This window comes from Pseudomonadota bacterium (assembly GCA_030860485.1).
GTDB lineage: Bacteria > Pseudomonadota > Gammaproteobacteria > JACCXJ01 > JACCXJ01 > JACCXJ01.
Genome location: JALZID010000082.1, coordinates 1 through 10,091, shown reverse-complemented (window position 1 = coordinate 10,091; position 10,091 = coordinate 1). Strand labels below are relative to the sequence as shown.

Here is a 10,091-nt window from a genome sequence, read left to right as displayed (position 1 = left end):
CGACCCTCCATGGGTTCGGTTGGCGACTGCTTCGATAACGCCATGTGCGAAAGCTTCTTCGCCACGCTGGAATGCGAGCTGCTGGACCGCAGCCGCTTCGAGACCCAGGCCGAGGCCAAGATGGCCCTCTTCGCCTTCATCGAGGGCTGGTACAACCCGCATCGCCGGCACTCGTCCATCGCCTACTTGTCACCCGTCACTACGAGAGGAGGATATGTTCAACACCGAACCCGCAACCACCGCAATGCACGGCTTGAATCCCAAGCCGTAAATCGTCCACGGAACGGGGGGAACTCCACTGCTCGACATCCGTAGGGTGCGCTGTGCGCACCAAAGCCGGCGTTGGGGCATCGTCGGCGGTGCAGGGAGCCCACCCTACGTCTAATCCCAAATTTTCCGCCACCTTAATGATCTCCTTGGGGCTCATGTAGTCGAAGTCCACGGCCCAGTAGTCCACACAGTCGGTCGAGTGTCGGGTTAGTTTCTCGCGGGTAACGATGCCGTCCTTGTCCTTGCTGCTCACGTTGATGCGTTGGCCCACAGTTTCTCGGCGTCGGCGTGTCTGACCGCGGCGTGACACAGCTTAAAGCGTGTCATTTGGGAAGCGAACAACAGCGTCGGTTCGTAGGAAAGGAGTTTGCGCACTACCGAGGGTTATGGGCGGGCACGGATGCGCTCAGTGAGGATATTGGTGTCCAGCAGGAACATGGTTCATGCATCCGCGAAAGGGTCGCGGGGCGTGAAGCGGTTCTCGTCGCGGAAGCGCTCCAATTCCTCGAAGAACGTCTCATCGTCGATTCCGTCGGGGTTGTAGCAACTACCGTCGGGTAGACGCTGCAATGTACTTAAATAGGATTTGCCAGGCGTCCACGCGCTGATGAAAAGTCTCCGCTTTTTGGGGCAGGATGGCTATTGCTGCGGAGGAAAAAGGGGACTCGTCGACCGGGCTCGATCGTTCGTAGCGGAAAACGCGCTGAACGACGGGCGAGGCGGGCCCCCGCCTCTTCAGTCCGCGACCGTGGCCTCGCGCGCCGCCACCCGCAGGGCCAGATCCTCGCCCTCGACGGTGATGACGACACTCCCACCGCTTTCGAGCTTGCCGAACAGGAGCTCTTCGGCGAGCGGGCGTTTGACCTTGTCCTGGATCAGGCGGCCCATGGGCCGCGCGCCCATGAGCGGGTCATGGCCGTGCTCTGCGAGCCAGGCGCGCGCCTTTTCGTCAACCTCTAAACTGACATCCTTGGCATCGAGCTGGGCCTCCAACTCGGCCAGGAACTTCTCGACCACCTGGGCGATGGTCCGATCGTCCAGGGGATTGAACGGCACAATGGCGTCCAGGCGATTGCGGAACTCGGGGCTGAAGATGCGTCTGATGGCCTCGTTCGCATCGCTCATGTGGTCCTGGACGGTGAAACCGATGGAGGCGCGGCTGATCCGATCGGCCCCGGCATTGGTGGTCATGATGATGACGACGTTGCGGAAGTCGGTCTGGCGTCCGTTGGTGTCCGTCAAGGCCCCGTGGTCCATGACCTGGAGCAAGAGGTTATAGACATCGGGATGGGCCTTCTCGATCTCGTCGAGGAGCAGGACGGCATGCGGGTGCTTGTTGATCGCCTCGGTCAGAAGGCCACCCTGATCGAAGCCCACATAGCCCGGTGGCGCCCCGATGAGGCGCGACACGGTGTGACGCTCCATATACTCCGACATGTCGAAGCGCAACAGCTCGATGCCCATGATGCGCGCGAGCTGGCGGCTGACCTCGGTCTTGCCGACCCCGGTCGGCCCGGCGAACAGGAACGAGCCGATGGGCCGCTCGTGGTCCCCGAGCCCCGAACGCGACATCTTGATGGCCGAGGCCAGGCCCTCGATGGCTTGATCCTGGCCGAACACCACGAGCTTGAGGTCGCGGGCGATGTTCTTGAGCGCGTGCTTGTCCGAGGCCGACACGCTTTTCGGGGGAATGCGGGCGATCTTGGCGACGATGTGCTCGATATCGCCCACCCCGATGACCTTTTTCCGGCGCGATGGCGGCAGGAGCTGCTGGCTGGCGCCGACCTCGTCGATGACGTCGATGGCCTTGTCGGGCAGATGGCGGTCGCTCAAGTAACGCTCCGTCAGCTCGGCCGCGGCGCGTAGCGACTGGTGGGTGTACTTGACCCGGTGATGGTGCTCGAATCGGGACTTGAGTCCCGCCAGGATCTTGATGGTGTCCTCGACGGAGGGCTCGCTGATGTCGATCTTCTGGAAGCGCCGTGACAACGCCCGGTCCTTCTCGAAGATGCCGCGGTATTCCTGATAGGTAGTGGAGCCGATGCACTTGAGCTCGCCGGAGGCGAGCACCGGTTTGATGAGGTTGGAGGCGTCCATCACCCCGCCCGAGGCGGCGCCCGCGCCGATGATGGTGTGGATCTCGTCTACGAACAGGATCGCACCGGGGTCGCGCTGCAGGTGCGCCAAGACGCTCTTCAGGCGCTTCTCGAAGTCCCCGCGATACTTGGTGCCGGCGAGGAGCGCTCCCAGGTCCAGCGCATAGATAGTGCTCCGGGCCAGGACCTCGGGGACCTCCCCATCGACGATCATCTTGGCCAGGCCTTCGGCGATGGCGGTCTTGCCGACCCCGGCCTCGCCGACATAGAGCGGGTTGTTCTTGCGGCGGCGACACAGGATCTGGATGGTCCGCTCGACCTCCTGCCGGCGCCCGATCAGCGGATCGATCTTTCCGAGCTGGGCCTGACGGTTCAGGTTGACCGTATAGGCCTGGAGGGGGTTGGCGCCGGTCTCGCCGCCGTTTTCGCCTTCCGCCTCGGGGCCCCCGCCGTAGTCCTCGCCGTCGGCGGTCTTTGTGATCCCGTGGGAGATGTAGTTCACGAGGTCCAGGCGCGTGACGTTCTGTTTGTTCAGGAGATAGACCGCCTGGGACTCGCGCTCGCCGAAGATGGCCACCAGCACATTGGCCCCCGTGACCTCTTTCCTGCCGGCGGACTGCACATGGAAGACGGCCCGCTGCAACACGCGCTGGAAGCCCAGGGTCGGCTGGGTGTCCCGGTTGTCGAGGAGCGGCAAAAGCGGTGCGGTCTCGCGGATGAAGGACGCCAGATCCTTGCGTAACTGTTGGAGATCGGCGCCACAGGCACGCAACACCTTGGATGCCTCGCCGTTGTCGAGCAGCGCGAGCAAGAGATGCTCGATGGTGATGAACTCGTGGCGCTGCGCCCGCGTCTCCTTGAAGGCGCGGTTGAGTGTAACTTCCAGTTCCTTACTCAGCATGGGTGCGTGCCTCAGGCCTGTTCCAGGGTGCATAACAGGGGATGCCGGTGCTCGCGCGCGAAATCATTGACTTGGGCGGTCTTGGTCTCGGCGATCTCATGGGTGAACACCCCGCAGATCCCGCGGCCGGCTATATGGACCTCGAGCATGATGCGGGTGGCATCCTCCCTGTTCTTGGCAAAGAAGCGCTCCAGCACTTGGACCACGAAGTCCATGGGGGTGTAATCGTCATTGACCAGGACCACCTTGTAGAGGGGGGGACGCCTGAGCCGCGGGCGGGCCTCCCGTAGCGCCACGTCACCGTGATCGTGTTCGGTCTTCTCGGACATCGCTTCGGCGTCCACACCGCTTGTCTCACCTATTATACGGAGCGGATCGGCAGATTCCATATCAAGCGAGATCAAGCGAGCGCTTCGGTACACGCGGTCGCGGGATCCCGTTGCCGGGGGCGGGGCGCAAGCGCGATCGGATCGCATCACTCTCGTCGAATGTTGCGTCGCAGTGTAAGATGTCGAGGTCGCGGCGGGCCGGAACCGGGTGGCCCTCGCCGTCGCCCCCCATCCGGTGGGTGTACTTGGCGATGGCCGTAAGGTTACAATCGATTGCTCTACGGAGATCCCGGGGCACGGGTCCCTGCCGATCCACGGCGAGGATTCGGTGAGGAGCGCTTTCAGGGTCGCAGCATCGAGGACGCGGCGTCGCGGGCTCGACGAGCCCATCACCGGGACCGGGCTTTCGGCCTGTCCGGCCCTAGAAGCCCAACTGTTTGGAGTTTTGGGAGAGAAGCGATGTCGTTCGAGAACGAAGTGAAGAAGCTGGAAGAGGAGTGGGCGACCAATCCCCGTTGGAAGGATGTCGAGCGCGGGTACAGCGCGGCGGAGGTCGTGAACCTGCGCGGGAGCCTGCACATCGAACATACCCTGGCCCGACGCGGCGCCGAGAGGCTGTGGGGCCTGATCCACACGGAGCCCTTCGTCAACGCGCTCGGCGCCCTCACCGGCAACCAGGCCGTGCAGCAGGCCAAGGCCGGGCTCAAGGCGATCTATCTCTCCGGCTGGCAGGTCGCGGCGGACGCCAATAGCGCCGGAACCATGTATCCCGATCAATCGCTCTACCCGGTGGACAGCGTGCCTGGTGTCGTGCGCAAGATCAACAATGCCCTCACCCGGGCCGACCAGATCGAGCATGCCGAGGGCAACCACGCGATCGATTGGTTCCTGCCGATCCTGGCGGATGCGGAGGCCGGTTTCGGCGGCGTGCTGAATGCCTTCGAGCTCATGAAGCACATGATCGAGGCGGGCGCCGCGGGCGTGCATTTCGAGGATCAACTGGCTTCGGCGAAGAAGTGCGGGCACATGGGCGGCAAGGTGCTGGTGCCGACCCAGGAAGCGGTGCAGAAGCTCATCGCGGCGCGGCTCGCGGCCGACACCCTGGGCGTGCCGACGCTCATCGTGGCGCGCACTGATGCCGAGAGCGCGAATCTGATCACCTCGGACATCGACGAGCGCGATCGGGAATTCTGTACCGGCGAGCGCACGGCGGAAGGCTTTTACTGCGCCCGCAAGGGATTGGACCAGGCCATCGCCCGCGGCATCGCCTACGCGCCGTACGCGGACCTCGTCTGGTGCGAGACCCAGACTCCGGACCTCGATTTTGCGAGGACATTCGCCGAGGGCGTGTGCAAGGTGTACCCGAACCAGCTCTTCGCCTATAACTGCTCACCTTCTTTCAACTGGAAGCACAAGCTCGATGACGCCACGATCGCGAAGTTCCAGCGCGAGCTCGGCGCCATGGGCTACAAGTTCCAGTTCATCACCCTGGCCGGATTCCATGCCCTCAATTATTCGATGTTCAGCCTGGCGCATGATTACGCGGCGCGCCAGATGTCGGCCTACGTGGAGTTGCAGGAGGCCGAGTTCCGGGCCGAGGCCCAGGGCTATTCGGCCACCAAGCACCAGCGCGAGGTCGGCACCGGTTACTTCGATGCCGTGACCCAGGCCATCACGGGCGGCACCTCCTCCATCACGGCACTGTCCGGATCGACGGAAGAGGCGCAGTTCGACGGACGCAAGGCGGCTGGCGCGGCGCACTAGACCGCAGACATCCTCCTGCCGAAGCGAAGGCGGGTGGGCGGGCCGCACGTTTGGTGGCTCAGTCGACCGGACGGTATCCAGGACATAAGCACGATTTATAACCGCCATCAACCAAGAGCGCTACGAAGCGCTCATTGCCGCAGGAGCTCCGGATGATCTGGCTAAACGAGCGGCCGCCAGCGTATTGAGCCGGGACGACTTGAATCAGTTGGCGACTAAGACCGACATCGCTGAGCTCAAAGCAGGCCTCATCAAATGGATGGCCCGCCTCATTATTGGCTCGGTCGTGGCGATGACCGGCATCTTCGCCGCGCTTGTAAGGCTAATGATCCCCGCCTGACATCGGATGGAGCGAGTTTTGACGGATGTTGGACTACAAAACTCAATGGTACGGTAGCCGATTAGGGGTAGCCCGCGTAGGAGGCGGTGAACGAAAGGAACCGCATCGGTCGCGAAAAGAGAAAGAGAGCATGGCGAGAGAAAGTGATCGATGAGCGAATACCGCCGTTCCTGGCTTCCGGGAGCCACGTGGTTTTTCACGGTGAATCTGGCCGAGCGACGCGGGAATCGGTTATTGGTCGAGCGGATTGATGTGTTGCGAAACTGCGTTTCGTTACGTTCGGGTACGACACCCCTTCCACCTGGCATCCTACACGTGCTGAGGGTTCTCGCCTCTTTCTTATAGCTGACTACATCGACTACTTGCGCTCGCCTGGCGGCTTGCCGTAACGATCGATGTAGTTGGTGGAGAGGGATTCGGCCTTGCGCAACGCATCGCCGGACAGCGCACCGGCGGCGGTCTTTTTCTCGGTCGCGGCCTGGGTGTTGCCGAGGTGGGCCGCGACGCCGAACCAGGCATAGGCGATCTCCAAGTCCTTCGATACGCCCTGGCCCTTCGCGTATAGCTGGCCGAGGCGGTACTGGGCCTGGGCGACCCCCTGCTCGGCGGCGCGCGTGAGCCAGCGTCCCGCCTCCGTGGGGTCCGGTGCCAGCCCCTGGCCGTTCAAGTACATGATCCCGAGATAATACTGGGCATAGGGGTGGTGGGCGGTCTCGGCCAGCGGCCGCAGCATCATGAGGGCCTGATCGTAGCGGCCCTGGGCGTGGGCCATCACCGCCTCGGTGAAGTCCGCGCGTGCCGGATCAGGCAGGAGGGCTGCCAGGACCAGGACCAGAAAGGGACGTCGTATCATGGCCGGCTCGGCTCCGTCTGTTACAATGCCGGCATGTTCCCCGATCCGCGTGCCGATTACCACGTGCCGCGCGCGGCTCCGGCCGCCGGACGGCGGCGTCTCGCCCGATGAGCACCTTCAGGGCGTTCCGCGTCCATCGCGAGGCCGATACCATCGGCGGGCGGCTGGAACGGGTTGGCTTGGACGATCTCACCCCGGGCGAGATCGTGATCAATGCGGCCTACTCGAGCGTCAATTACAAGGACGCCCTGGGCGCGACCGGTGCCGGGAAGATCCTCACGCGTCTTCCTTTGGTCGGGGGGGTGGATGTCGCGGGGACGGTCGAGTCGTCCGAAGACCCGCGCTTTCGCCCCGGCGATCGGGTGCTCGTGACCGGCTATGATTTCGGTACCGGTCACGACGGGGGTTACGCCGAAAGGGTGCGGGTGCCCGCCGAGTGGGTCGTACCCGTGCCATCGGGTCTTACCCTGCGCGAGGCGATGGCGCTCGGCTCGGCGGGGCTCACCGTCGCTCTCTGCGTCAAACGCCTCGAGGACAATGGCCAGGCGCCGTCCCAGGGGCCCATCGTGGTGACCGGCGCGAGCGGTGGCGTGGGCAGCCTGGCCGTGGACGTGCTGTCGGGGCTCGGTTACGAGGTCGTCGCCGTGAGCGGCAAACCCGGCGCCCGCGCGTACCTGGAGCGACTGGGCGCGGCGCGGATCCTGGATCGCCATGCCATAGACCTCGGATCGCGGCCGCTGGAGAAGGCCGAATGGGCGGGCGCCATCGATAACGTCGGCGGGGACATCCTCGCCTGGTTGACGCGCACCACCCGATCCTTGGGGAACATCTGCAGCGTCGGGCTGGCCGGGGGCAGCGCCCTCCACACCACCGTCATGCCGTTTATCTTACGGGGCGTGAGCCTCCTCGGGATCACCTCGGCGGGTTGCCCGACCGCGCTGCGCCATCTCCTGTGGCCGCGGCTCGGTACCGATCTCCGACCTCGGCACCTGGAGGCGATCGCCGCCACCGAGATTGGCCTCGAGGACCTCCCGCGGGTGTTCGAGGCGATTCTGAAAGGCGAAGTCATGGGCCGGACCGTCGTCGAGATCGCCGGCAGGTAAGCTGATGTCCGCGGAAACCCTCTACGACAAGCTCTGGTCCTCCCATGTGGTGCGGGAATATGACAACGGCCTGGCCCTCGTCTATATCGACCGGCATCTGATCCATGAGGTGACCTCGCCCCAGGCCTTCGAGGGGTTGAGGCTGGCCGGGCGCAAGCCGTGGCGCAGGGCCGCGAACCTGGCAGTCTCGGATCACAATGTCCCGACCGCCCACCGGGAACGCATCGAAGACCCGGTCTCCAGGCTCCAGCTCGAGACCCTCGATGCCAACTGCGCCGTGAACGAGATCACGCAGTTCAAGATCCACGACCGGCGCCAGGGGATCGTCCACGTGATCGGTCCGGAGCAGGGCTTCTCGCTGCCGGGGACGACCGTCGTGTGCGGCGATTCCCACACCTCGACCCATGGGGCGCTCGCGGCGCTGGCCTTCGGGATCGGCACCTCGGAGGTCGAGCATGTGCTCGCGACCCAGTGTCTGCAATTGACGAAATCGCGCAATATGCTGGTGCGCGTCAACGGGCGGCTCGCGCCTCCGGTTACCGCCAAGGACCTGGTGCTGTACATCATCGGCCGCATCGGGACGGCGGGGGGCACGGGCTATACGATTGAGTTCGCCGGGGAGGCCGTCCAGGCGCTGTCCATGGAAGGGCGTATGACCGTGTGCAATATGGCCATCGAGGCGGGCGCCCGCTCCGGGCTCATGGCCGTCGATGACAAGACCATCGACTATGTAGCCCAGAGGCCATTCGCGCCGCGCGGGCCGCGTTTCGAGCAGGCAGTGGCGGCCTGGAGGGACCTGCATTCCGATCCCGGGTCGTCGTTCGATCGGGTGGTCGAGATCGAGGCCGCGGGGATCAAGCCCCAGGTCTCCTGGGGGACCTCGCCGGAGATGGTGGTCGCGGTCGATGCGCGGGTCCCGGCGCCGGAGGGCGATACTGTGAAGCTCGATGGGATGCGGCGCGCTCTGGCCTACATGGACCTGGAAGCCGGGTTGCCCATCACGGCGATCCATATCGATAAAGTCTTCATCGGCTCCTGCACCAACTCGCGTATCGAGGATCTGCGCGCGGCGGCCGAAGTCGCACGCGGCCGTCGCCTCGCCCCGAATATCAAGCAGGCGCTGGTCGTGCCGGGCTCGGGGCTCGTCAAGCAGGAGGCCGAGCGCGAGGGTCTCGACCGGGTGTTCATCGAGGCCGGTTTCGAATGGCGCGAGCCTGGGTGTTCCATGTGTCTCGGCATGAACCCTGATCGCCTATCGCCCGGGGAGCGCTGCGCCTCGACCTCCAACCGTAATTTCGAGGGGCGCCAGGGGCAGGGTGGCCGGACCCATCTCGTGAGCCCCGCCATGGCGGCGGCCGCGGCCATCGCCGGCCACTTCGTGGACGTGCGCGAGCTCTGATCGGCCATGGAGCCGTTCCGGAACCTCACCGGCATCGTGGTGCCGCTCGATCGCGCCAACGTGGATACCGACGCCATCATGCCCAAGCAGTTCCTGAAGGCGATCGGGCGTACCGGTTTCGGTCCCAATCTCTTCGACGAATGGCGCTATCTCGACCGCGGTGAACCGGGTCAGGATTGCAGCAGACGCCCGGTCAATCCCGATTTCGTCCTCAACGACGCGCGTTATCGGGACGCCCGAGTGTTTCTGGCATGCGACAACTTCGGTTGCGGGTCGTCGCGCGAGCACGCCGTCTGGGCGTTGCTCGATTATGGGATCCGCTGTGTCATCGCCCCGAGCTTCGCCGAGATCTTTTACAGCAATTGCTGCAAGAACGGGCTGCTCGCGATCCGGTTGCCGGCAGAGATCATGGATCGGCTGTTCTCGGACGTGCTGTCGAAACCCGGTTATGCGTTGACGATAGACCTCGCGGGGCAGGCCGTGGCGATGCCGGATGGGCAGCTCTTGCGCTTCGAGATCGACCCCGGGATCAAACAACGCCTGCTGCTCGGGCTCGACGATATCGCCATGACGATGCAGTCGGCGGATGACATCCGCCGTTTCGAGGTCCGGCGCCGGGCCGAGGCCGCCTGGTTGTTTCCCGAATAGTTTCTCACGCGGCCAATGTCATACAGACCGACTACAACAAATCTGGAAGTCCCGTCTCCCTCAAGGGAGAAGGTCAGGATGAGGGGAATCAAATCAAACATGCTCATTCGCCGGCCGGACCCCCGCCCCGACCCTCCCCCGTCCGTAAAAAGCGCGGACAGGGGAGGGAGATTTCCGATCAAACCTCCCGCGCGGACAGGGGAGGGAGATTTCCGATCAAACCTCTCGCGCGGACAGGGGAGGGAGAGATTTCCGATCCCCTCCCCTGCGCGGAGCGGGGGAGGGTAGGGTAATGGTATGGACTCCTCCCCTCCCTAACGGCATCGTGATGTGCCAGAGTGGAAGATGAAACGACCACTTCAACGAAGAGGAGGAGTCCGGTATGTAC

9 protein-coding genes and 1 pseudogene are annotated in these 10,091 nt (G+C 64.2%); 6 read left to right on the top strand and 4 right to left on the bottom strand.

What is annotated here, in order from left to right; all coding sequences use genetic code 11:
- Positions 1-315, top strand: a 315-nt coding sequence (locus M3461_04840; GenBank protein MDQ3773724.1) for an integrase core domain-containing protein, incomplete at its 5' end; no start/stop codon positions are given.
- Positions 316-400: 85 nt separating this feature from the next.
- Here M3461_04840 and M3461_04835 read toward each other — a convergent pair.
- From M3461_04835 to clpS, 3 genes and pseudogenes are all read right to left on the bottom strand, one after another.
- Positions 401-523, bottom strand: a pseudogene (locus tag M3461_04835) (DNA methyltransferase).
- A gap of 482 nt (positions 524-1,005) precedes the next feature.
- A complete protein-coding gene (gene clpA, locus M3461_04830) occupies positions 1,006-3,267 on the bottom strand; it encodes an ATP-dependent Clp protease ATP-binding subunit ClpA (protein MDQ3773723.1) in 2,262 nt (753 codons plus the stop codon).
- An 11-nt stretch (positions 3,268-3,278) separates the two neighbouring features.
- On the bottom strand, positions 3,279-3,596 hold the full coding sequence (clpS, locus tag M3461_04825) for an ATP-dependent Clp protease adapter ClpS (protein MDQ3773722.1): 318 nt from the start codon (positions 3,594-3,596) through the stop codon (positions 3,279-3,281).
- A 459-nt stretch (positions 3,597-4,055) separates the two neighbouring features.
- Between clpS and aceA the strand changes: the two genes are divergently transcribed.
- Both aceA and M3461_04815 read left to right on the top strand, forming a co-directional pair.
- Positions 4,056-5,360: an isocitrate lyase gene (gene aceA / locus M3461_04820; GenBank protein ID MDQ3773721.1), complete on the top strand. Its 1,305-nt coding sequence runs from the start codon at positions 4,056-4,058 to the stop codon at positions 5,358-5,360.
- Positions 5,361-5,559: 199 nt separating this feature from the next.
- Complete coding sequence (locus M3461_04815; protein MDQ3773720.1) at positions 5,560-5,700, top strand: hypothetical protein; 141 nt, start codon at positions 5,560-5,562, stop codon at positions 5,698-5,700.
- A gap of 358 nt (positions 5,701-6,058) precedes the next feature.
- Here the strand turns inward: M3461_04815 and M3461_04810 are convergent, their stop codons facing one another.
- A complete protein-coding gene (locus M3461_04810; GenBank protein ID MDQ3773719.1) occupies positions 6,059-6,553 on the bottom strand; it encodes a sel1 repeat family protein in 495 nt (164 codons plus the stop codon).
- A gap of 107 nt (positions 6,554-6,660) precedes the next feature.
- Between M3461_04810 and M3461_04805 the strand changes: the two genes are divergently transcribed.
- From M3461_04805 to leuD, 3 genes are read left to right on the top strand one after another with little or no spacing between them, the layout of a single operon-like run.
- Entirely contained in the window at positions 6,661-7,656 is a 996-nt protein-coding gene (locus M3461_04805; protein MDQ3773718.1) for a YhdH/YhfP family quinone oxidoreductase, read from the top strand.
- A gap of 4 nt (positions 7,657-7,660) precedes the next feature.
- The gene (gene leuC / locus M3461_04800; GenBank protein MDQ3773717.1) at positions 7,661-9,055 is read left to right on the top strand and encodes a 3-isopropylmalate dehydratase large subunit; all 1,395 of its coding nucleotides are present in this window, start codon (positions 7,661-7,663) and stop codon (positions 9,053-9,055) included.
- Positions 9,056-9,061: 6 nt separating this feature from the next.
- Positions 9,062-9,703, top strand: a complete 642-nt coding sequence (leuD, locus tag M3461_04795) for a 3-isopropylmalate dehydratase small subunit (protein MDQ3773716.1) — start codon at positions 9,062-9,064, stop codon at positions 9,701-9,703.
- The last annotated feature ends 388 nt before the right edge of the window (positions 9,704-10,091 follow it).

Excerpts from the sequence above, each read along its gene's own strand:
- aceA (MDQ3773721.1), top strand. The coding sequence starts at position 4,056 with ATGTCGTTCGAGAACGAAGTGAAGAAGCTGGAAGAGGAGTGGGCGACC.
- M3461_04805 (MDQ3773718.1), top strand. The coding sequence starts at position 6,661 with ATGAGCACCTTCAGGGCGTTCCGCGTCCATCGCGAGGCCGATACCATC.
- leuD (MDQ3773716.1), top strand. The coding sequence starts at position 9,062 with ATGGAGCCGTTCCGGAACCTCACCGGCATCGTGGTGCCGCTCGATCGC.
- M3461_04810 (MDQ3773719.1), bottom strand. The coding sequence starts at position 6,553 with ATGATACGACGTCCCTTTCTGGTCCTGGTCCTGGCAGCCCTCCTGCCT.
- leuC (MDQ3773717.1), top strand. The coding sequence starts at position 7,661 with ATGTCCGCGGAAACCCTCTACGACAAGCTCTGGTCCTCCCATGTGGTG.
- clpA (MDQ3773723.1), bottom strand. The coding sequence starts at position 3,267 with ATGCTGAGTAAGGAACTGGAAGTTACACTCAACCGCGCCTTCAAGGAG.
- clpS (MDQ3773722.1), bottom strand. The coding sequence starts at position 3,596 with ATGTCCGAGAAGACCGAACACGATCACGGTGACGTGGCGCTACGGGAG.